Source organism: Bacteroides thetaiotaomicron VPI-5482 (assembly GCF_000011065.1).
In the GTDB taxonomy this organism is placed as follows: domain Bacteria; phylum Bacteroidota; class Bacteroidia; order Bacteroidales; family Bacteroidaceae; genus Bacteroides; species Bacteroides thetaiotaomicron.
Genome location: NC_004663.1, coordinates 1,242,449 through 1,266,183, shown reverse-complemented (window position 1 = coordinate 1,266,183; position 23,735 = coordinate 1,242,449). Strand labels below are relative to the sequence as shown.

Here is a 23,735-nt window from a genome sequence, read left to right as displayed (position 1 = left end):
TTGAAATACCGCACTGATACGATAATTGTCAGTGCGGTATAATGATAACAGAGAATCTGTTTTTCTTTTATTCAGCTACTACTTAAACTTTGAGAGATCTATCTCCGTATACTTGATCCGTTGGCGACGCCAGGTATAGATTGCATGTAACTTTCCATCTTTTCCCTGAATAATGCTTGGATAAGAATATTGGCTGATAGGGCTGTCTTCTAATGTGAGAATAGGTTTCCAGTTGATTCCATCTTCTGATATGGCTATGCAGAGAGGAGTACGGGGACCTTTCGGTGTGCCTGGCAATGTGGAGAAATGATTGTAAATGAGAATGTGACGTCCGTCACTCATTGTCACGGCATCTGTTCCGGAATTGTTGTTCGGAACATTGCTTAATGTCACTTTACTCCATGTTTCACCATTGTCACTGCTCCATGATGTTGCAATCTTTGCATTGCGTGTACGGCAAAGTACCTGCAATCTTCCATCCTTATGCTTTAGGATACTGGGTTGGATGGCAAGAATCGGTTGTGCCCCTTCTCCCTGAATAGCTTCTCCCGCTTCCTGATCATCTACGTTAATACCACCTTTTTTACGGTTCTGAGTCGGGACAGACAGTTCGGCAGGTACCGACTCTGTCGTTTTCCAGGTTTTGCCTTTATCATCCGAATATTCAAAATGAATGCGCCATCCCCCTTTGCCCTCTCTGCTTGACGGGCAGATGATGCGACCGTTGATGTATTCCGGTTTGTTCTTGATAGGACCTAGAAATCCTTCCGGCAAGGCTTCGCGTTTGCCCCAAGTTTTCCCACCGTCTTTTGAACGAACCAGCCAGCCGGTCCAGTCGCCTACATTTAGTCCTATTTTGTAGAACAGAATCAAATCTCCTCCCGGTATCTGGAAAAGTACAGGATTCCAGCAAGCTTTCCGGCGGGCAGTCAGTTTTCCTTTGGCATCCACTACAGGAGTGCAGGTCGAATCTATGCCGGCTAAAGCAGCCTGCGAATCTTTGAGTGAAAAAACTCCGTCGGCAGCCAGCTTGGGAGCCGTCCATTCTTTGGCACCTTTGGGCTTGCGGCAAACCCAGATGCAGCAATCCGGATTACGTTCTTTGGTTCCACCGAAGAAAGAAGCAACGAGGTCACCGTTTTTCAGTTCTACAATGGTCGCCCCGTGGCATTCCGGGAAAGAAGCTTTCTCATATAGAAATTCATCGCTGATGATGGCAGCATTCCGTGTCGGTATATCTACGCTGAAATGATATTTTCCGGAACCTATTTTTTCTTTTCGTCCATCCGGCAGATGTACTTCTCCTGTAGTATTGGCAGGAAGTTCGATATCCCATTCCAGATGCATAGGAGTCTTTTTCCATCGGCTGGTAATCTTTCCGTAGATACTCATATAAGAAGCATCCACGTTACTCAATTCCTGAATTTCGAAAGCAGGCTGGAAAACAATATGTTTGTAACCGGATTTCCAACGGTCGGCACGGATACCTGCCAGATTGTTGAAACACCAGGGGAGTAAGTCTCCTAATAACATAACATGATTTCCGCTGTTCATTCCGGGATTTGCCGTGTCACCGTTCCAAAGTTCCCAAATAGTGGTGGCACCTTGTGCTGCCATATATCCCCATGAAGGATATGTATCATTGGTAGCCAACAGATAAGCTACATCTGTATGCCCCCGACGACTCAATTCACGCATCAGCCATTGCGTACCGATTACTCCGGTACTGATATGCCCTTTGTTCGTTGTAATAATGGTGGTTACTGCATTCTTTGCTACTTCTTTGATATGTGCTTTGGGCACGAGACCGAAGGCAAGTGGCAGAATATTAGCTGTTACAGTATTATTCCCGTAGAAAACACTATCCGGATACAGAGTATGACCGGGTACAAGTGAAGTACCTTCCTTTATATGCAGGAAATGTGCATTGAATGCATCCTTCATTTTATGTTCCAGGTCTTCCCACTCTTTTGCATCCGCAGTCAATCCCTGAAGACTGGCGAAGCGATGCATCAGTTGCAACACTTTCAGGTAATAGGCGGTAGCGATCAAGGCACCATCCGTTTTGCGGGCAGGATCTTGACTGTGAATCATTTCCAACGATTCGGGTGGAACACACCAGTCTCCATATTTATCTTTGGTGATGATGTAGTCCTTTGTCATATAATACTCACGGATGTGCGATATCCATTTCTTGATAGCCGGATAATTATCTTCTATCGGACGTATGTCTCCATAATTAGTGAAGAGCATATCGCAGACTAAGGGCAGGGTAGCAGGCCATGTGACATTATCCGAATAATAGTTCCAGTAAGCCGGAGCTACATCAGGAATACAGCCGTCTTCGCGCTGTGCTTCGCGGATATCACGTGCCCATTTGTTGTACATGGCATGATTGTCGAAGAACATACTTTCTCCCCAAGAGCCCATTGCATGATCTCCCAGCCAGGGCTGACGTTCGTTACGCTGGGGACAGTCTACCGGCATACCTTTATAGTTACTCCGAATCCCCCAGAATGCATTACGTACAACTTGGTTCAATGTTTTGTCCGAACAGGAAAAAGAGCCTGTATGATCCATCTCATCTTCTACGACTTCCACTACGAAATCCTCGGTTTTGGCATCCGGATATCCGCTGATTTCCACATAACGGAAACCATGATACACAAAACGGGGAGCCCAGGTGGCACCTTGCGGTTCACGTCCGCTAACTACATATATATCCGTACAATGTGCGTCGCGCAGATTTTTCGTGAAGATTTCTCCATCTGATTCCAGACGTTCTGCAAAATGAAGACGAATGCTGTCGCCTGCCTGACCTTTGATGCGGAAACGTACCCATCCTGCCAGATTCTGACCGGTATCCATAATGTATTTGTCACCCATTTTTTGGATAGAAACAGGTTTCAGCGTTTCCGTTACTTTCATCCCCGGCATCATTTGGGCACGAAGTGTACCCGAAGGAATACTGACGCGTTCTGCCGGCATCCATTTTGTATCGTCATAATCTGTCTGCGTCCAGTTTCCCAGTTCTTTGCGGGCGTCATATTCTTCGCCGTCATATTCGTTATTGCTGCGGACAGGACCTTCGGTTGTCAGTTTCCATGAAGTATTCGTCGCGATTGTCTCCTTACTGCCATCAGCATATTCAACGATCAGATTCAGGCGCAGTTTGGGATATCCGAAGGTCGGAATCTTGTATGGCTTGTAATTCTGACGCATGGTATAAAAACGACCATTACCTAAAGTAACACCGATGGCGTTCTCTTGCTGAAGTTGGGAAGTGACATCATATGTGTTATACAAGATTGTCTTCCGGTAATCGGTAGGAGCGGGGGCCAGTACCTGATCACCTATGCGTTGTCCGTTGATGAACAGTTCATACAATCCCATTCCGGCAATGTGCACTGTGGCACGCTTTATTTCTTTCTTCAAGGCAAATTCCTTGCGAAGATAACGGGCTGCCAGGCGGCTCCATTGAGTTTCACTGTCCCCCGGAGCTGCACGGTCCAGACCGATCCACTGACCTTGCCAGTCTGCTTCATTGAATAGTCCCATGCTCCAGAAAGCCGGACTACTCCAATCACTTTCACCTTTATTGGTGTAAACCTTCACCTTCCAGAAGTAGGGAGCATTGCGTTTCAAAGTTTCTCCCTGGTAGGTTATCCATTGGGAAGCATCTGTTTCTACTTTTCCGGAATCCCACATATCTCCTTTCCCTTGTGCCAATAGCTCGGGGGAAGATGCAACAAGAATGTGATACGCGGTTTGCATCACATTCTGTTCGTCCGATTCGATACGCCAACCCAGACGGGGTTGGCGCGTATCGATACCCGACGGATTCTTTAGCTGCTCTGTCCGCAGGTTGGTTACGTCTATGGCTGCACGTATCGGACCTGCTGCAAGAAACAGAACAGATAAGAATGATAATATAAGTATCTTTTTATTCATGAGTGTCAATTTGATAGCAGTCTTTCTTCACATAATCCTTACTACTGTCTACTACAATCAAGACATGATCGTTTCCGCTGCTGTAGCCGCTGTCGTGCTGGAATTTGTGCACACCGTTGTCAAATTCACCGATATATTCCAGTTTACCATCCTTGGTTGTGTACCACCATGCGTTCTTCTTGGCACCGCTGATTTTGCTGAAATCAACTTCCATCGGGCGTCCGGTGTAGTTATATACCATCAGATAGTCATTGCCGCGTGTTGCGATGGCACGGTCATAACGTTCGCCATTCTGTCCGGCGATGACAGACTGATCCGGTACTCGTTCGAAGAATGGGAAGGTCAGCATCAGATTCTTCAGATATTTCATTTGATTGTATCCGGGATCATTCAGAGCATCATACCAAGGCTTTTTAGCACCATAAGCACCGCCTACACCCGGTTTGATAAACTGCATGATGGAGTTATGACCATACGTATGTCCGAAAGAACCGGCAAATACAGACCAGTAAGCGTACCGGCGTACATCATAATCTTTCCAAAGTAATTCGTTCTCATCATGCAGACCGTGCGGTATTTCTTCGTAGATGGGTTCACCGTCTATAACGGGCTTCATCGGTTTCATAGCCATACTGCGTTCTACAAAACGCCAGTTATCTTCTTCCGTATTTTCTTCGATGGGATAATCTCCGTCACCGAAACGTTGTCCATAACGGCGGTGTCCGCTCTGGAACATATTGAAATCCAGCCACGGTGCATTGTTGAACCAAGTAGCAGAAGTCGTTCTGCCACGCGGGTGGAATGTCATCAGATGGTTCTTGTCGATTGCTTTGATGGAGGTTGCCAATGCTTCCCATTCGGCAGTCTTCACATCACCACGGATATCCCCACCGATAAACCAGATAATGTTAGGTTCGTCTTTATAGCGTTCTGCCAGGAACTTGCCGTATGCTTTTGCCTGATCTACATTCATTTCGCCATGACTTACCGGACTTCCCCAGATGCAGACCATGCCGATATAAAGACCTTTCTTTGCTGCGGTACGGATAATGTAATCCATGTGATCCCAATAACCATATACGCCTTTCTGATTGATATTCTTGAAGTTGTAGCCGTCAGTCATGGAATACTGTCCGTAGATATTCATAGACGGGACATTATTCAATGTCTGAACCTGAATCACGTTATATCCGCGGCGTTTGCATTGTTCCAAATAATATTCGGCTTCGTCACGATTCAGACGCTCAGGCAGCAGCCAGCCGGTTTCTCCCAGCCAGAAGAAAGGAGTGCCGTTTTCGTGTTTCAGATAACGTCCTTCTTCAGAAACGACGAGTTTGCCGTTGCTCCATGGGATATACGTCTTTTGTGTTTTCTTTTGTGCTGCGGCAGAAGTTGCCAATGTCAACAGCAGCAATAAGAGAGGAAGAATCTTAAATTTTCTCATTGTACTTTATCGTTTTTGGAGTTCATATCTTTACATTTATTTGTCTGTCATTTTCTCATATTCGATGGCCGCCAGAATAAACGATCCTACTGATTTCGGGTCATTCTCTATAACCGGTTCGCTGATATAATATTCGAATGAACCGTCACGGTATCTTTTGGAGTCTCCGCCCAGTCCGGCTACCGCACAACAATTCGTAATGGTATAGCTACCGTCTTCTTCAAGACGGGTAAATGTCTTGACCATTCCATCAAAAGCTTTGCGGGTAGGTTCGATGTAATCCTTGCTGATATATCCCTTATTGACAGCTTTGGCAAGTGTATAGATAAATAAGGCGGTTGCCGAAGATTCCAGGTAATTTCCTTCACGCGCTCCCTGATCTGTTACCTGATACCAGGTGCCGGACTGAGGGTCCTGATATTTCATTAAAGTTTTTGCCAATCCCTGAAGAATCTGCATTACGCTGTCTCGTCCGGTCGTTTCCTGAGGGAGATAATCCAGTACGTCTACCAAGGCTGCTCCATACCATCCGATACTGCGGCTCCAGAAATTAGGAGAACAACCGGTTTCGGGATTTGCCCATTTCTGTTCGCGGCTTTCATCCCATCCGTGATAGTAAAGTCCTGTGGTGGGGTCGTAAGTTTTGCGTGCTATCAGAAGAATCTGTTTCACAGCTTCATCGTATAGTGCCGGTTCCTGGAAAGTACTGCCGTACTGTACCAAGTAAGGAGAAGCCATGAAGATGCCATCCAGCCACATCTGATGGGGATATCTTAGCTTATGCCAGAATCCTCCTTCACTTGTGCGGGGTTGTTCTGCCATCTGTTTACGTAGGGTATCCATAGCTATTTTATAGCGTTCATCTCCTGATTGTGCATAAAGATCAAAAAGAATCTTGCCGCCATTGACGTTATCAATGTTGAATGAAAGATATTTCATCGTTTTGATATGGCCGTCCGTATCGATCAGACTGTCTGCGTAGATTTTGGCATATTCATAGTAAGTGCTGTCTCCGGTATGTTTCCATTCTTCCAGCATAGACTTTACAACAAGTCCGTGGGTATATCCCCAACGGGGTACTTTTGCTTTTTCAATCATCCAGGGTTCGGGAAAACGTTTCATCTCAGAGCGTGCCATACGTTCGCTCCATTTTTCTGTTTCTGCTTTTTGAGGTGCTGTGCAGGCGATGAAGCAAGCAGCTCCGCAAGCAACAATCAGTTTTAACAAGTTTCTGTTCATATAGGTAGAGTTATTATTTTCCAATCAATATATATTCTTGCCCTGCTTTGGTAGGCAGGTCATACAAGTAAGTCTTTGCAATTTCCACTTTATTTAGGCTGGCTTTTTCATTCACCAATGGCTGGGGAATCGTGGGGACTGCATAGAGAGGGTTCGGGTTCTCTCCTTTGGCACGTTTCAAGCCCTTTCCGTTCAGCGGGTTGAGTGAACGCAGACGGCAGTTACCACCTTTATGAGATTTCACGACCAGGCGATTTACTTTTCCATTCTTCCAGTTTAAATCAAGTTCGAAACCTCCACGGGCGATGATACCTGTGACAGAACCGTCCTTCCAGAGAGTCGGAAGTGCCGGAAGCAGGTAAATAAAGCCATCGTAACTTTGCATCAGCATTTCGACTATACCTGCAGCACAACCGAAGTTTCCGTCGATCTGGAAAGGCGGGTGAGCATCGAACAGGTTAGGGTAGGTACCTCCTTTTTTCTTTTCGTTACGTACCAGAGTCAATTGGTCGGTTATCAGTTTGTAGGCATGGTCACCATCAAGGAGGCGTGCCCACAGGCAAACCTTCCATCCCATGCTCCATCCGGTGGACGGATCTCCACGGTGAATCAGAGAAGTGCGTGCAGCGTCAAATAGTTCCGGAGTGCGGTAAGGAGAAATCTGGTTGCTGGGGAATAATCCATATAGATGGGATACATGGCGGTGTACATCGTTCGGATCATCCCAGTCGAACATCCATTCCTGCAATTGTCCCCAATGTCCTACTTGCATAGGAGCCATTTCTTTGAGGCGTTGTTCCAGATGAGCGGCAAATTCTTTGTCCGTATCCAAAATTCGGGAAGCTGAAATAATAGCTGTCCAAAGGTCGAATATCAACTGATTGTCCATCGTGCATCCGGCGGCTGTAGTTGCCTTGCCGTCGCTGCCGGAATGTACATTTTCGGGTGAGTTGCTTGGGCAGACTACCAACCAGTTGTGTACAGGTTCTTTCACCATAATCTCGTCAAAGAACAGTCCGGATTCTTTCAATATCGGATAAACGGAACGCAGGAACTCTGTGTCTCCGGTGTACAGATATCGTTCCCATAGATGACGGCATAACCATGCACCGCCGCTCGGCCACATACCCGAAGGGGCTTTGTCCAGTGCTCCTGTGATACGCCATATATCCGTGTTATGATGCAATACCCATCCGTTGGCTCCATACATGATTTTTGCCGTTTCCTTTCCGCTTTCGCTCACTTCTTTTATCAGCCGGAAAAGTGGTTCGTTCAAGTCACTTAAATTAGTCACTTCCGATGGCCAGTAATTCATTTCCAGATTGATATTACAGGTATATTTGCTATCCCAGGAAGGGAAAAGTTTATCATTCCAGATACCCTGCAAGTTAGCGGGTTGCCCGCCCGGTTGTGACGAGCAGATTAACAGATAACGGCCGAACTGGAAGTAAGTGGCAACCAGATGCGCATCATGTGTGTCCTTAAAATTCTCTACACGTTTGTCGGTTGTCACATTTTTATATTGGTCTTCCCCTAAATCCAGAGATACTCTGGTCAGATATCGACGATAAAATTCTACGTGATTCTTTTTGGCTTCTGCGAATGGACGAACCAGCGCTTCGGACAAATAGCTCTTTGCACGTTCTGTCTGATTGCCTGTGATGTCCAGATAATTATTGAAGTTAGTGGCTATAGACACATAGATTGTGGCTTCGTCAGCTCCTTCTACAGAGAGGACGCCATCGGTACAAGCTATTTTTCCTCCTTGGTTGCGGGCGGTCAGCCTTCCCTGAAATTCTACTTTTCCCTTCAGTCCTTCATGCAAGGAAGACACCCCTGAAAGGGTCACACAGTTCCCTTCTTCAGAGTGAATCATTACATCCTGATGAGGGGAGGTGAGCTGTGCGTTGAAGGTAATTTGTCCCGGACGGTTGGCGGTCAGTCGTACCATAACTACCTGATCGGTAAATGAGGTGATCGTTTCACGTTGATATTGCACTCCGTCTACTTCATAACGGACGATGGCACGTGCCGAGTCCAGACTCAGGTCCCGATAATAATCGGAATAGCGGGTATGTCCGGGGAAAGCAATTCTCAGGTCGCCGAAACTCTGATAAGGCATTCCCGAATTTGTTTTTGCCATCACTTTCTCCGTAGCGAGCGTTTGTGCTTCCAGATATTTTCCGGCAAAAACAAGTTCACGTACCTTCGGAATATACTCCAGTGCGTTCGGGTTTGCGTTGTTGTTGGGGCGTCCTGCCCAAATGGTTTCTTCGTTTAGTTGTATTTGTTCTGTTCCCGGCGTTCCATATACCATTGCCCCCAGACGCCCGTTTCCCAAGGGTAAAGCTTCGGTCCATACCTGTGCGGGACGGTCATACCATAGCTTATATTCCTGTGCAGATACTTTTTTCTCCTGCGCATGAATACATCCTGCAGAGACCATTACAAACAGATATCCGATTAATCTCTTTTTATTCATTTTCATCTAATCGCTTTTATACTTTTATAGGAGGACGATTAAAAAGGAATTTTGTACCCAATATACAGGCAATAAGAAGCAGGGATAATCAAAAGTTATCGGGTATAAAAAAAATGAACTTCAATATCTGCTCAAAAAGGTCTTACTTTGCATACGTAAGAGCACTAGGAAGAAGTTATTTCCTGAGTGTGGATTCATATCTTTAATCTAAAAAACAGATAATTGAAAATGTATAATTTAATCGTTAGACCGTTATTATTTCTCATTGATCCTGAAAAAGTACATCGGATGCTCTTGAACTGGTTAAGAATCTATCGCTATCTGCTTCCGGTTCGTGCATGCGTAAGAGGACACTATCAAGTGGACGAACCTTTTTCATACGGAAGTCTGCGATTCAAAAACCGGATAGGCTTGTCTGCCGGATTCGATAAAAATGCGGAAACATTTGATGAGTTGGCAGATTTTGGTTTCGGATTTCTGGAAGTGGGGACTGTAACTCCTGATTATCAACCGGGAAATCCTTCTTCCCGTATCTTCAGGCTGGTAGAAGACGAATCACTGATCTCACGTACAGGGTTCAATAATTGCGGTGTCGATGTAGCTCTGGCGCATATCAGAAGACACAGAAAACATTCTTACATACTCGGAGTAAATATCAATAAGAATCCGCTTTCTGTCGGTGAGCAGATCATCAAAGATTTTGAGCTGGTTTTCACTCGTTTATATGAAAGTGTAGATTATTTTACGTTGAACTGGGGTAGTATAGATAAAGAATCATTTGCTAAAGTTTTAGAAAACTTCACAACATTCCGTGAGGCAGTGAACAAACGGTGCAGTATTTTCATTAAGCTCCCGGCGGATATTGATGAGAAGGAATTGGATCTGGTCATTTCCCTTGCATATAAATATTCCATAGAAGGCTTTATAGCCACGGGTCCGACGATGGACCGCTCAGAATTGCATCAGACAAAAACAAAACAGTTGGAAAAGATCGGTAACGGTGGCGTCAGTGGTCGGGGTATCGGAAAGAAATCGCAGAAGGTAGTGCATTATCTGTCCGAGCACACCGACCGCCACTTTCTGATTATCGGGGCAGGAGGAATAATGACAGCAGAGGATGCAGCCGATATGATTTCCCAAGGGGCCGATATGGTACAGATTTATTCGGCATTTATTTATTCCGGTCCTTCTGTTGTTCATAAAATAGGGAAGAAACTTAAACATTAATCGATATGAAGAAATTAATTTGTATTAGCTTGTATGAGGACTTATCCATGACGACCTATGATTTGTCGAAAGTGGACAATGCCGAACTGATTGGAATCGTAGAAAATGCTTCCGAAGGAACTTTATTTGTTTTTACTTGTGACAGGCCCAATGGAAGCAGTGTTATTATGTGTCCCGGAGGTGGATTTCTGAAGACTAATCTGGAGAATGAAGGTATTGATTTTGCCGAATGGTTTACGAAGCTGGGAATTACATATATCGTCTTTAAATATAGAATGCCTCATGGTAATCCTGATGTTCCCGAACAAGATACCCGGTTGGCATTGAAGGTTGTGCGAGAAAAGTTTCCGGAGTTTTGTGATAAACTGGGAGTGATGGGGGCTTCTATCGGAGGATATCTGGCAACTTTTTCAGCTACGCTTTTGCCTGATGATGAGAAGCCGGATTTTCAGATATTGATGTATCCGGTAGTCAGTGTCGATGATCGTTTGACACATTTTCCTTGTCGTGAACGAATGTTTGGTCATTCCTATTCACCGGATAAGATGGAGCAGTATTCACCGATTGAGCATATTACTTCCGGCACACCTGCCGCTTTCATTGTAGCAGCTGCAGATGATGCTGTGGTAAGCCCTCTGAATGGTATTATGTATGCTGCCAGACTACAGAAAGCAGATATCCCCATTTCTCTGCACATCTATCCTGCGGGAGGACATGGATTCGGTTATAATGATAGTTTTGTGTATAAGCAGGAGTGGCTTCAGGAACTTGGAGAATGGTTGGCAAAATTGTAATTCTTTTCTTGTAATTCGAAATATACTTCCTATATTTGTCATTAAAATATTTAATGAAAAGAAATTATGAGAAATTCAAAGGTTACATCTATGTTGGTAGTGCTAATGTTTCTGTTGGTCACAGGAATACAGGCGCAGACCGTTACTCCCAGTAAGAAATATATCACAAAAGAACTGAATAACGTAAGCAACTTCAGCTCAATCAGCGTATTAGGCAGTCCTGATGTTGAGTATCGTCAGAGTAATGGTTCTAAAACGACAGTTTCTATATACGGTTCGGATAATTTGGTAGACTTGCTGGAAGTTTCTACAGTAAATGGAGTATTGCAGGTGAATATCAAAAAGGGTGTCAAGATTCTTAGTGGAGAGCGTCGTTTGAAAGTGATAGCCTCTTCCCCTTCATTGAATCAGGTAAATATTAAAGGTTCGGCAGATGTATATCTGAAAGGTGCAATCAAAGGGAATGACCTGAATTTGAATATAGCCGGTTCCGGAGATATCGAAGCGGAGAATCTGCAATATACTAATATATTTGCTTTGGTGAAAGGAAGCGGGGACATTGATTTGAAAAATGTGAAAGCGACTACTGTGATGTCAGAAGTTAATGGTTCCGGTGATATCAATATTAAAGGTTCTGCACAGAAGGCGACACTGACAGTAAATGGTTCCGGAGATATTAGTGCTGAAAAACTGGCTGCAACTAATGTCGTTGCTACAGTTGCAGGTTCGGGTGATATAGTATGCTACGCTTCCAGACAGTTGGATGCGAGAGTTAGTGGTAGTGGTGATATTGAATATAAAGGAAGCCCTTCAGTTGTAAATAAGCAGGGGAAGAAAAATTCGATTACCGGTAAGTAAGATACGAATCTTATTTTTTATAGAAAGCGGGCAAATATGTTATTTATCACATATTTGCCCGCTTTTATTTAGACATTCATAGATCTCTATCGAAGTATATGCAATGACAATATGTTAAAAATATAGTTAGCCAAGATACAATTAACTTGCAGATCTGTTTTATTTATATGGGCTTATCTGTATTTTCTGATATTGCACATTATGAAATATTATTCAATTAAGTCAAGTAGTATATGAATTTAGATGAAGTTTTAAATTATCGTCGCTCTGTACGGGTATATGATAAAGAAAAGGAAATAGATATAGAAAAAGTAAAGCATTGCCTGGAATTGGCAACTTTGGCTCCCAATAGTTCTGATATGCAACTATGGGAGTTTTATCACATCACACAGCCTGAATTGATGGCAAAGGTATCAAGAGCTTGTCTTGATCAAAAAGCAACTTCCACAGCTTCGCAGATTGTTGTTTTCGTCACACGTCGTGACTTGTATCGGAAGCGGGCGAAATTCGTTCTTGATTTCGAGACAGGAAATATACGGCGGAATAGTCCTATAGACAGGCAGGAGAAACGTATTAAAGACAGAAAACTGTACTATGGGATATTGATGCCGTTTGTTTATGCCCGTTTCTGCGGTATCTTAGGACTTTTCAGAGTACTACTTGCTAATGTTATCAGCATTTTCCGCCCTATGATGCTCGAAGTATCTGAAGGTGATGTGCGTGTGGTAGTACATAAATCCTGTGCGCTTGCTGCTCAAACATTTATGATTGCTATGGCGAACGAAGGATATGATACCTGTCCCTTGGAAGGCTTGGATAGCCGACGGCTCAAAAGGTTGCTTAAGTTGCCTCATGGTGCTGAAATAAATATGGTAGTTTCTTGTGGAATCCGGAATGGAAATAAAGGAATTTGGGGAGAACGGTGCAGGGTACCGTTTGAGGAAGTTTATCGTAAGATTTGATGGCACGGACGCAGTAGTAAAAACGCCTAAATATATATGTATTCGAATTCAAACTGAATGGGACTGCCGAGCAGGATTTGCAGCAGATTGATGAAAAAGGCTATCTGATTCCTTATCAGACAGCCGGACGTGAAGTCGTGAAAGTAGGAGTGGAGTTCAGTGCGGAGAAAAGGAATATTGGACGATGGTTGCTTTAACCAGATAACAATTAATATTAAAGTGAATCCTATTAGATAATCAGATGTGCGGAGATATGCTTGGCATATCTCCGTTTTAATTGACATAATCCGCCGGAGTAAAGGGATGAATGATGCTTACCGACGTGATTTAATCGTTTTTTAATAAATGAAATTTATTTTTTCCTGATTATACAAATAGTACAAAAGAATCTTCTTGTCTGGTCTTGTTTTTTATATTCCGCAACATTTCATCCTTTGTGTCATAGTATTAGTCACCTTCGAAACATTTATTGTTTGTATCCGACATGGATGGAGTTTGGCTAGTCCCCAAATATGCGGATATTTGTGAAGTGAGATTTCACTATCAAAAGTATTGGTCCTTTCGGACCGGCCGCCTGTGAAGGTAGCTCTATTGTTTGTTTTGTTTGTGTTTGGTGCATCTTTTTTCAAGCGAGAAAGAAGATGCACTATTTATATCTATCTACCCTGACTATCGGATATTGAATGAAAATTTGCCTATGAAACAGATAAAGCATACATTTGAAGAAAAAAAGAAAATGGGCGGGAAAGCATCAATGTGGAACTTATGGCACGGCTGTCACAAATGGAGTGAAGGCTGCCGCCACTGCTATGTATATCGTACGGATGGCAAATACGGAAAAGACAGTTCGGTGGTGACAAAGACGGAAAAGTTCGGTTTGCCTTTGCAGAAGAAAAAGAATGGAGAATATAAGATACCCTCGGGAAATCTGGTATATACCTGTTTTACCTCTGATTTTCTGATTGAAGATGTGGATGAATGGCGTGCCGAAGCATGGGAAATGATGCGGATACGGCAGGACCTTCATTTTATGTTTATTACGAAGCGGATAGACAGACTGCAACAGTGCCTGCCACCGGATTGGGGAGATGGATACGACAATGTGACAATTTGTTGTACAATGGAGAATCAGGACAGAGTCGATTATCGCTTACCTATTTATAAAGAAAGTCCTATTAAACATAAAATTATTATCTGTGAACCCCTTCTTAGTCAGATTGATTTCAGAGGAGAATTGGAAGGATGGGTAGAGCAGGTAGTGGCAGGAGGAGAGTCCGGTAAGGAAGCCCGCGTTTGCAATTATGACTGGGTGTTGGACATTCGCCGTCAATGTGTGGAAGCTCATGTCGGTTTCTGGTTCAAGCAGACAGGAAGTTATCTGTTGAAAGACGGACATGAGTATAAAGTCGCCCGACAGTTCCAGCACTCACAGGCGAGGAAAGCGGAACTGAATTATACTCCCGAAAAATAACGAAAGAACAAACAGGAATAAGGGAATGCAAAGGCTGTCGGACAGCTTTCACATCCCTTTATTGAGTACAAAATATGGATAATCACGTCTCTCCTTAAAGAGATAGTGTGTAAATTTTAAAATTATCCATATTAAATGAAACAGATAAAGCTGTTATTTCTTTTAGCTTCCGCCTCCGTCACGGGAGCATTTGCGCAGAGCAATGGGCTGACGGATATGAGTCAGAGCCGTTATGCAAAGATGGCAAATACCGGAATTGATGCCGTACACTGGACGAATGGATTCTGGGGAGAGCGTTTTAATGTATTTAGCGGAACTTCCTTGCAGAGTATGTGGAATACATGGAACACGCCGGAAGTTTCTCATGGTTTCCGTAATTTTGAGATTGCTGCCGGTGTATGCAAGGGAGAACATTGGGGGCCTCCGTTCCATGATGGAGATATGTACAAGTGGATGGAAGGAGTCGCTTCTGTGTATGCTGTCAATAAAGATCCGGAATTGGACAAGTTAATGGACAACTTTATTGCTTGTGTCGTAAAAGCCCAACGTGCAGATGGTTATATACATACGCCGGTTGTTATAGAAGAACTGAATAAGGGAATAGACAGCCATACGCTGGCTGATTCCCAACAACAGACAGTGATTGGTACGAAAGTAGGCTCCGAGGACGAAAAAGGTGCATTTGCCAATCGGTTGAATTTTGAAACGTATAACTTGGGACACCTGATGATGGCAGGTATCGTTCACCACCGTGCTACCGGAAAAACGACTCTTTTTGATGCTGCCGTGAAAGCTACAGATTTCCTTTGTCACTTCTATGAGACGGCTTCTGCCGAGTTGGCACGCAATGCTATTTGCCCTTCACACTATATGGGAGTGGTGGAGATGTATCGTGCTACAGGAAATCCCCGTTATCTGGAACTTTCAAAAAACCTGATTGACATTCGCGGTATGGTAGAAAGTGGTACGGATGATAATCAGGACCGTATCCCTTTCCGTGACCAATATCGTGCAATGGGACATGCCGTACGTGCCAATTACCTGTATGCAGGTGTGGCAGATGTGTATGCGGAGACGGGTGAACAACAACTGATGAAGAACCTGACTAGTATCTGGAACGATATTGTCACCCGAAAGATGTACGTGACCGGAGCTTGCGGTGCTTTGTATGACGGCACCTCACCGGATGGAACGTGCTATGAACCGGATAGCATTCAGAAAGTGCATCAGAGCTATGGTCGTCCGTATCAGTTACCGAACAGTACGGCACATAATGAAACCTGTGCCAACATAGGTAATATGCTGTTCAACTGGCGTATGCTGGAAGTGACGGGAGATGCCAAGTATGCGGAGCTTGTGGAGACTTGCCTTTATAATAGTGTATTGAGTGGCATAAGTCTGGATGGAAAGAAGTATTTCTATACGAATCCTCTTCGTATCAGTGCCGATCTGCCTTATACACTCCGTTGGCCGAAAGAACGGACGGAATATATCAGTTGTTTCTGTTGTCCGCCCAATACATTGCGTACGCTTTGTCAGGCGCAGAATTATGCTTATACATTGAGTCCGGAAGGGATTTATTGCAACCTGTACGGTGCAAATACATTGACTACAAACTGGAAGGACAAGGGGGAACTTGCTTTGGTGCAGGAAACGGACTATCCTTGGGAAGGCAATGTACGTGTAACGTTGAACAAAGTGCCCCGTAAAGCAGGTGCTTTCTCCCTCTTCTTCCGTATTCCGGAATGGTGCGGGAAAGCTGCGTTGACAGTGAACGGTCAACCGGTATCCATGAATGCCAAGGCAAATACCTATGCGGAAGTGAACCGTACATGGAAGAAAGGAGATGTGGTAGAACTGGTCATGGATATGCCTGTTTGTCTGCTCGAAGCTCATCCGTTGGCAGAAGAAATCCGTAATCAGGTGGTAGTGAAACGTGGTCCGTTGGTTTACTGCTTGGAGAGTATGGACATTGCAAATGGAGAAAAGATCGATAACATCTTGATTCCTGCCGACATAAAGCTGATTCCGAAGAAAACGACGATTGAAGGCAGTTCGATAGTAGCCCTGGAAGGGAAAGCGCGTCTGGCATCGTCTGAGTCTTGGGAAGGCGTGCTTTATCGTCCGGTTGTCCAAGCAGAGAAAACTGTGGATATTCGTCTGATTCCTTATTATGCATGGGGAAACAGAGGTAAAGGAGAGATGACAGTCTGGATGCCGCTAGCAAGATAACCCATTGTAAAAAAGAAAAATGAAAAAGTTATTGGTAACAACTATATGCCTGCTGGGTGCACATCTGCTGTCAGCAGGTGAAATCTGGATTTCGCCGCAGGGGAATGATCTCAATGACGGTACACGTCCATCTCCGAAAGCGACGTTGACTTCTGCTTTGCGTCAGGCACGCGAATGGCGCCGGACAGATGATGAACGGGTGCGGGGAGGAATTACGATCTGTATGGAAGGCGGTACGTATGCACTCTATGAACCGGTGTTTATTCGTCCGGAAGACAGCGGGACGGAGGATTCTCCCACGGTGATCCGCCCGGTAGCTGATGAAAAAGTGGTATTGAGTGGCGGCATCCGGATCGGTGGATGGAAGAAGCAGGGAAAACTCTGGGTAGCGGATGTGCCCATGTTCAACGGGCGGCCACTGGATTTCCGTCAGTTATGGGTGAATGGTAAGAAAGCTGTCCGTGCCCGTGACGTAGAGGATTTTGAGAAGATGAACCGCATTTGCAGTGTGGACGAGAAGAATGAGATTCTTTATGTTCCTGCGGTTGCCATACGCAGACTGGTAGACGGAAAAGGGGCTTTGAAGGCCAAATATGCAGAGATGGTATTGCATCAGATGTGGTGTGTGGCCAATCTTCGTATTCGTTCTGTCGAACTGGCTGGAGACAGTGCCGCAATACGTTTTCATCAGCCGGAGAGCCGGATTCAGTTTGAGCATCCCTGGCCACGTCCGATGGTAACGACAGATGGGCATAATTCTGCTTTTTATCTGACGAATGCCCGTGAACTACTGGATGTAGCGGGAGAATGGTATCACGACATAGATGCCCGTAAAGTCTATTATTATCCTCGGGAAGGAGAGAAGTTGCAGGATGCCGGCACGGAAGTGATAGTGCCTGCCATAGAGACATTGATACAAGTAAAAGGGACGTTCGACCGTCCTGTTTCACATATCCGTTTTGAGAAAATCACGTTCTCTCATACGACTTGGATGCGTCCGTCTGAGAAAGGCCATGTTCCTCTTCAGGCGGGAATGTATCTGACAGACGGTTATCGTATTGACCCGAAAATGGAACGGGACTATCTGAATCATCCCTTGGATAATCAAGGATGGCTGGGACGTCCTGCCGCGGCTGTAAGCGTGGCTGCTGCCAATCAGATCGACTTTGAGCGCTGTCGGTTCGATCATTTAGGCTCAACCGGGCTGGATTATGAAGAAGCCGTGCAGGGCGGTGTCGTTCGTGGCTGTCTTTTCCGTGATATTGCGGGGAACGGACTGGTGGTCGGCAGTTTCTCTCCGGCTGCCCATGAAACACATTTACCTTATGACCCTACCGACCTTCGGGAAGTATGCGCGCATCAACAAATCAGTAATTGCTACTTTACCGAAGTGGGTAATGAAGATTGGGGATGTCTTGCAATCCTTGCGGGCTATGTGAAAGATATTAATATAGAACACAATGAAATCTGCGAAGTTCCTTATAGCGGCATCAGCCTTGGCTGGGGCTGGACGCAGACAGTGAACTGTATGCGTAACAACAGAGTGCACGCGAATCTGATTCATCACTATGCAAAGCATATGTATGACGTAGCCGGAGTTTATACACTGGGCTCGCAGCCGAAAAGTTATGTAACTGAGAATTGCGTACATAGCATTTATAAGCCAGGTTATGTACACGATCCCAATCATTGGTTTTATCTCTATACGGACGAAGGCTCTTCTTTTATCACTGTACGCGATAACTGGACGGAAGGGGAGAAGTATCTGCAAAATGCGAACGGTCCCGGAAATGTATGGGAGAACAATGGTCCGCAGGTAGATACAGTCATTCGTGAACGTGCAGGGTTGGAAGCCGAATATAGGGACTTGAAGAAATAAGAAAAATGAAAAAGAAATGCATGATACTTTTGGGTGCCTTGTCATTGGCAAGCAGCACCTTTGCCCAAACTTGGATATGGTATCCGGGGGACTATGAAATCTGGTTGGGCAACCAGATGAACAACCGACGTACGGAACGTGGTGCTTTTTTTCCTCCTTTTTGGAAAACAGACAGTCATTATGTAGTCGTAGAGTTCAGCAAAGTATTGAATCTTTCCGAACCAGAAGAAGTGTTTATTGCTGCCGAGGGAACATATAATGTGAAGCTGGACGGGAAACTTCAGTTCGGAATGCCTGAAACCTTGCTGCTTCCGGCAGGAAAACATAGCCTAAATATTAAAGTATGGAATCAGGCAACGCCTCCCACTATCTATGTGAAAGGAAAGACGGTAAACTCTGATTCGTCCTGGCGGGTAACTTATGAAGATAAGGAATGGATCGATGAAAGCGGTAAGGCTAGTGACACATCTGCCACCATCTATATGGATGCCGGATGCTGGAACTTTGACGGTGCCACTCAACGTCCTTCCCAATTCAGCCTGATGCGTGAACCTCAGCAACCTGTCGCTAAAACAGAACAACCGGAAGGAGGCATACTGTATGATTTTGGAAAAGAAACTTTCGGATTTATCACATTAAAGAACCTTTCGGGCAAGGGAAAGATTGACCTCTATTATGGTGAAAGTCCGGAAGAAGCGAAAGACAAAGCATATTGCGAAACATTGGATAAACTCCTGCTGGAGCCGGGACAGATCACTGATCTCGCTATCCGCAGCACATCTCCTTTGCATCATTCTGATAATGAATATACGCTGGAGAACAGCAAAGCATTCCGCTATGTATACATCACTCACGAACCGGAAGTACAGATTGGTGAAGTATCTATGCAATATGAATATCTTCCCGAAGAATATCGTGGTAACTTCCGTTGTAACGACGAGGAACTGAACTGTATCTGGGAGGTGGGAGCATACACGATGCATCTTACTACACGCGAGTTTTTTATAGACGGTATCAAGCGCGACCGTTGGGTATGGAGTGGCGATGCCATCCAAAGTTATCTGATGAATTATTATCTGTTCTTTGACAGTGAGTCCGTGAAGCGTACCATCTGGTTACTTCGTGGAAAAGATCCGGTGACCAGCCATAGTAACACCATTATGGATTACACTTTCTACTGGTTCTTAAGCGTATATGATTATTATATGTATAGCGGTGACCGGCATTTCGTCAACCAGCTATATCCACGTATGCAAACAATGATGGATTATGTATTGGGACGTACGAATAAGAATGGTATGGTGGAAGGAATGTCCGGCGACTGGGTATTTGTGGACTGGGCGGATGGCTATTTAGACAAAAAGGGAGAACTTTCTTTCGAACAGGTTTTGTTTTGCCGGAGTCTGGAGACGATGGCACTTTGTGCAGATTTAGTCGGAGATAAGGACGGACAACAAAAATATGAGAAGTTAGCTTCTGCGTTAAAAGCAAAATTAGAGCCGACTTTCTGGAATAATCAGAAACAGGCATTTGTGCACAATTGTGTGGATGGACGTCAGAGTGATGCCGTAACCCGATACGCTAATATGTTCTCTGTTTTCTTTGATTATCTGAATGCGGATAAGCAGCAGGCCATTAAACAGTCCGTTCTCCTGAATGATGAGATTCTGAAAATAACAACGCCTTATATGCGTTTTTACGAACTGGAAGCCCTTTGTGCTCTTGGTGAGCAGGAGACTGTAATGAAAGAAATGAAAGCTTACTGGGGTGGAATGTTGAAAGCAGGAGCAACCTCTTTTTGGGAGAAATATAATCCGGAGGAAAGCGGAACACAGCATCTTGCCATGTATGGCCGCCCATACGGAAAGAGCTTGTGCCACGCTTGGGGAGCAAGTCCTATTTATCTGCTGGGTAAATACTATTTGGGAGTCAAACCAACGAAAGAGGGTTATAAAGAGTTTGCTGTCAGTCCGGTATTGGGAGGTTTGAAATGGATGGAAGGTACCGTACCTACTCCGAACGGAGACATTCATGTCTACATGGATAATAAAACCATTAAAGTGAAGGCCACGGAAGGAAAAGGTTATCTGACCATCCAGAGTCGCCGTCAGCCAAAAGCCAATATGGGAACTGTGGAGAAGGTTTCGGAAGGTGTATGGCGCCTTTGGATTGATTCTCCGGAAGAAAGGATTGTTACCTATCGTTTGTAGTCAGAGATTCAGATTGAAATAAGGCCTCCGGTTGTATTGCTATAGCGGCAATAGGCCGGAGGTCTTTCTATCTGTGCATTATCGCACTCTTTTTGTGCGTATATGCACAAAAAGAATATATGCTGATAAATCCAAATCACTAGTATATAACGCTTTATGTTTTGGCACAGGATTTGAAGTATTCTTCTGCAAACAACAGAATATAATGAAAACACTAAAGTATGCATGGCGTTTCCTTGTGCGCTCCAAATCATATACAGTCATTAATATTGTCGGCTTGTCATTAAGTCTGGCGTGTACAATCATACTGGTACGTTATATTCATCAGGAGACACGAGTAAATACTCATTGCATAGATGCTGAAAATGTATATATACCGCTTCGGGATATTGATGGGAATGTATATGCAGGTAGTGTATCAGATGGATATAGTGGAGCAGATACAGTTTTCTATTCTCCGGAAGCTGTGAAGGAAAAGGCCCGTTTTGTAACTTTCAGCAATGATAATGTTGCCATAAATGGAAAGCCGTATACCGTACAATTATTAGCGGCAGATACCGCTTTCTTTCATTTCTTCACGTATCCCCTCAGTGGTACACCAATGAAAGCTCCCAATGATGTACTTGTTACCCGCCAGTTTGCCGAGCGTGTATTTGGAAAGGAAAATCCAATTGGAGAAAAACTAAGTTATTCCGGTGGTCATCTTCTCACTGTCTGTGGTGTATTGGATGAACCGGCATGTAAATCCTCGTTAACATTTGACATCGTTTTAAACCTCGAACTCAAGAATGGAGAAAGAGGATGGGGAAAGATGCTGGTTGAACTTATCCGTTTTATGCCGGGAGTGGATGTAGATGCTATTAACGCTATTAGTAATATCTACCGTCAAGCTGATGGCGGTTACCGTATACGTTATGATTTTATTCCTGTCAGTGAGCTTTATTGGAATAAGATATTAGCAGCAAAAGCCGATGCTCCGGAAATGTGGCATTACAGCAGTCGATTTCATTTATGGGTACTGTCCTGTGTATGCCTGTTGCTTCTTTTGGCCGGCATTCTCAATTTCGTCAATATCTATTTGGTTTTTATGCTAAAGCGTTCCAAGGAGTATGGCATCAGGAAAGTATTTGGCATGAGAGGTCGTACACTTTTTCTTCAGTTATGGACAGAGAATGTCTTGATGGTACTCATCGCTTTATTTTTCGCATGGTTCTTTATAGAGATGTTTTCAGGATATGCCAATCGTTTGCTGGAAAGCAACGTTATGTATACAGCTTTCGATTGGCAGCTCTCTTTGGCAATATTTATATTGTTGCCACTGTTGACAACGATTTATCCTTATCTTAAATACAATTATTTGCCTCCGGTCGTGTCTATAAGTACGATTGGTACTTCACGTCAGTCAGTGAAAACACGCACCCTTTTCTTATTTGTGCAATATAGTATCACTCTTTTACTGATCATCTTATCGTTGTATTTTAGTAATCATCTTCATTTCCTGCTGAATACACCTCCGGGTTTCAGAACCGAAGGAATTTTATATGCTGATCTGATGCCAAAGCTTCCTAACCAATGGTGGGAGGATAGTCAGGAAATACAAAATAAGCGGTGGCATGACAGAGAAGTTATGGAACAGAAGCTGAATGAATGCCCATATATCGAACACTGGTTTGCCGGAGATACTGGTCGCGAAGGCATTTTATCGGCTGGTAGCATGTCAAGTATGATAAATGATAAGGGAGGAAAGTTAAATATGGCAATGATGTGGGTAACAGTGGATTTCTTTAAGTTATATGGATTACATATAGTTGATGGTTCATTGCCCGATGAAGTAAATGGACATGCCGATTATCTGGTAGCTATGAACAAAGCGGCATTAAAAGCTTTTGGTTATACCCGTCGGGAAGATGCATTCGTCAAAGGTGAAAGTTCACTTTGGAGTTCTATATCTAATGGTAAAATAGTAGAAGGTGGATTGTCATTGATGCCTGTACAGGCTATTATTGCAGATTATTACTCTGGACATTTGACTGCTGGTAAAAAGCCGATTATATATATGATATCCAGCGCAGGAATTAATGCCCAGTGTCAAATATCCTGTGTGCCGGGAAAAGAAAAACAATTAGTTGATTATCTTAAGAAATGCAGGGAAGACATATATAACTCTAATGAATTCGATTATCATTGGCTGAAAGATGATATAAAAGCGTTGTATCAGGACGACCGCCGCATTGCAACCGTCTTCACCCTTTTTGCCACTATCTCTATATTTGTTTCCGCTTTGGGATTATTTGGTCTTTCGTTATTTGATATCCGCCAGCGATATCGGGAAGTAGCCATCCGGAAAGTGAATGGTGCCCGGCTCAGGAATCTTTATTCCATCCTGTTCCGCAAATATATATGGATTATAGGCGGTGCAACATTACTCACGATGCCATTATCATACTATCTGATATACATATATACATCAGATTTTGTGGTCAAAACTCCGGTAAGCATTTCTATTTTTGTGATAGCTTTGTTGGTTGTCGTAGCTATTTCCGCAGGTACATTGTTCTGGCAAGTGAATAAGGCGGCACGAATTAATCCTGCGGAGATTATAAAGACGGAATAAATCTGAATGGATGTATGAAAGAAGCATGGAGGAGTTGACAAACCACTTTTAATGTTGTATCTTTGTAAGTGAAAACCGGAAGTAAATTCGATAACATTGATAATATAGACGAAAAAATGAGCAATAATAAGTATAATATAATAACAGTTTGCAGGCATTCCCACTCCGGATAATGCTTGTTAGATAGTCTGACACAAGCTAAGGGCTGCGATTCTTTATGGGAATTGCAGCCCTTTTTGTTGCTTAAAATTGATATTCCTTGCAGTAAGATCGAAATTCGAGTTTATAATAAACTGGAAGGACGTTTATAATAAACGATGAAAGAATTTATTAATAAATGACTGGAAGTTACTGTATCATTAGTCAATGTCT

General features: G+C 44.0%; 13 protein-coding genes and 1 pseudogene. 10 read left to right on the top strand and 4 right to left on the bottom strand.

What is annotated here, in order from left to right:
* Nucleotides 1–78: 78 nt before the first annotated feature.
* From BT_RS05100 to BT_RS05085, 4 genes are read right to left on the bottom strand one after another with little or no spacing between them, the layout of a single operon-like run.
* The gene (locus BT_RS05100) at nucleotides 79–3,951 is read right to left on the bottom strand and encodes a family 78 glycoside hydrolase catalytic domain (RefSeq protein WP_011107573.1); all 3,873 of its coding nucleotides are present in this window, start codon (nucleotides 3,949–3,951) and stop codon (nucleotides 79–81) included.
* Nucleotides 3,944–5,395 (bottom strand): glycoside hydrolase family 140 protein, encoded by a 1,452-nt coding sequence (locus BT_RS05095; protein ID WP_011107572.1) that lies wholly within the window; start codon nucleotides 5,393–5,395, stop codon nucleotides 3,944–3,946. The genes BT_RS05100 and BT_RS05095 overlap by 8 nt, the downstream gene beginning before the upstream one ends.
* Nucleotides 5,396–5,431: 36 nt before the next feature.
* Nucleotides 5,432–6,634, bottom strand: coding sequence for a glycoside hydrolase family 88/105 protein (locus BT_RS05090; RefSeq protein WP_011107571.1), 1,203 nt, complete (start codon nucleotides 6,632–6,634; stop codon nucleotides 5,432–5,434).
* Nucleotides 6,635–6,647: 13 nt separating this feature from the next.
* Nucleotides 6,648–9,116: a glycoside hydrolase family 95 protein gene (locus tag BT_RS05085; protein WP_162303191.1), complete on the bottom strand. Its 2,469-nt coding sequence runs from the start codon at nucleotides 9,114–9,116 to the stop codon at nucleotides 6,648–6,650.
* 228 nt (nucleotides 9,117–9,344) lie between these two features.
* Between BT_RS05085 and BT_RS05080 the strand changes: the two genes are divergently transcribed.
* The 10 genes and pseudogenes from BT_RS05080 to BT_RS05035 all read left to right on the top strand — a co-directional run bounded on the left by BT_RS05080 (nucleotide 9,345) and on the right by BT_RS05035 (nucleotide 23,363).
* Complete coding sequence (locus BT_RS05080) at nucleotides 9,345–10,343, top strand: quinone-dependent dihydroorotate dehydrogenase (protein ID WP_062695115.1); 999 nt, start codon at nucleotides 9,345–9,347, stop codon at nucleotides 10,341–10,343.
* Nucleotides 10,344–10,348: 5 nt separating this feature from the next.
* Nucleotides 10,349–11,137, top strand: coding sequence for an alpha/beta hydrolase (locus BT_RS05075; protein ID WP_011107568.1), 789 nt, complete (start codon nucleotides 10,349–10,351; stop codon nucleotides 11,135–11,137).
* 66 nt (nucleotides 11,138–11,203) lie between these two features.
* On the top strand, nucleotides 11,204–11,995 hold the full coding sequence (locus BT_RS05070; protein WP_011107567.1) for a head GIN domain-containing protein: 792 nt from the start codon (nucleotides 11,204–11,206) through the stop codon (nucleotides 11,993–11,995).
* Nucleotides 11,996–12,228: 233 nt separating this feature from the next.
* Complete coding sequence (locus BT_RS05065; protein ID WP_011107566.1) at nucleotides 12,229–12,957, top strand: nitroreductase family protein; 729 nt, start codon at nucleotides 12,229–12,231, stop codon at nucleotides 12,955–12,957.
* 7 nt (nucleotides 12,958–12,964) lie between these two features.
* A pseudogene (locus tag BT_RS05060) lies at nucleotides 12,965–13,154 on the top strand (PD-(D/E)XK nuclease domain-containing protein); the annotation flags it as partial.
* 539 nt (nucleotides 13,155–13,693) lie between these two features.
* A complete protein-coding gene (locus BT_RS05055; RefSeq protein WP_062695943.1) occupies nucleotides 13,694–14,428 on the top strand; it encodes a DUF5131 family protein in 735 nt (244 codons plus the stop codon).
* Between the two features lie 135 nt (nucleotides 14,429–14,563).
* A complete protein-coding gene (locus tag BT_RS05050; RefSeq protein WP_011107563.1) occupies nucleotides 14,564–16,660 on the top strand; it encodes an aceric acid hydrolase in 2,097 nt (698 codons plus the stop codon).
* A 19-nt stretch (nucleotides 16,661–16,679) separates the two neighbouring features.
* On the top strand, nucleotides 16,680–18,539 hold the full coding sequence (locus tag BT_RS05045; protein WP_011107562.1) for a right-handed parallel beta-helix repeat-containing protein: 1,860 nt from the start codon (nucleotides 16,680–16,682) through the stop codon (nucleotides 18,537–18,539).
* A 5-nt stretch (nucleotides 18,540–18,544) separates the two neighbouring features.
* Nucleotides 18,545–20,749, top strand: a complete 2,205-nt coding sequence (locus BT_RS05040; RefSeq protein ID WP_062695108.1) for an alpha-L-rhamnosidase C-terminal domain-containing protein — start codon at nucleotides 18,545–18,547, stop codon at nucleotides 20,747–20,749.
* Nucleotides 20,750–20,954: 205 nt separating this feature from the next.
* Nucleotides 20,955–23,363: an ABC transporter permease gene (locus BT_RS05035; protein WP_011107560.1), complete on the top strand. Its 2,409-nt coding sequence runs from the start codon at nucleotides 20,955–20,957 to the stop codon at nucleotides 23,361–23,363.
* The last annotated feature ends 372 nt before the right edge of the window (nucleotides 23,364–23,735 follow it).

Bases quoted from the DNA above. Each gene is read 5' to 3' on its own strand.
- BT_RS05100 (WP_011107573.1), bottom strand. From the start codon at position 3,951: ATGAATAAAAAGATACTTATATTATCATTCTTATCTGTTCTGTTTCTT.
- BT_RS05085 (WP_162303191.1), bottom strand. From the start codon at position 9,116: ATGAATAAAAAGAGATTAATCGGATATCTGTTTGTAATGGTCTCTGCA.
- BT_RS05075 (WP_011107568.1), top strand. From the start codon at position 10,349: ATGAAGAAATTAATTTGTATTAGCTTGTATGAGGACTTATCCATGACG.
- BT_RS05065 (WP_011107566.1), top strand. From the start codon at position 12,229: ATGAATTTAGATGAAGTTTTAAATTATCGTCGCTCTGTACGGGTATAT.
- BT_RS05095 (WP_011107572.1), bottom strand. From the start codon at position 5,395: ATGAGAAAATTTAAGATTCTTCCTCTCTTATTGCTGCTGTTGACATTG.
- BT_RS05055 (WP_062695943.1), top strand. From the start codon at position 13,694: ATGGGCGGGAAAGCATCAATGTGGAACTTATGGCACGGCTGTCACAAA.
- BT_RS05050 (WP_011107563.1), top strand. From the start codon at position 14,564: ATGAAACAGATAAAGCTGTTATTTCTTTTAGCTTCCGCCTCCGTCACG.
- BT_RS05070 (WP_011107567.1), top strand. From the start codon at position 11,204: ATGAGAAATTCAAAGGTTACATCTATGTTGGTAGTGCTAATGTTTCTG.
- BT_RS05045 (WP_011107562.1), top strand. From the start codon at position 16,680: ATGAAAAAGTTATTGGTAACAACTATATGCCTGCTGGGTGCACATCTG.
- BT_RS05035 (WP_011107560.1), top strand. From the start codon at position 20,955: ATGAAAACACTAAAGTATGCATGGCGTTTCCTTGTGCGCTCCAAATCA.
- BT_RS05040 (WP_062695108.1), top strand. From the start codon at position 18,545: ATGAAAAAGAAATGCATGATACTTTTGGGTGCCTTGTCATTGGCAAGC.
- BT_RS05090 (WP_011107571.1), bottom strand. From the start codon at position 6,634: ATGAACAGAAACTTGTTAAAACTGATTGTTGCTTGCGGAGCTGCTTGC.
- BT_RS05080 (WP_062695115.1), top strand. From the start codon at position 9,345: ATGTATAATTTAATCGTTAGACCGTTATTATTTCTCATTGATCCTGAA.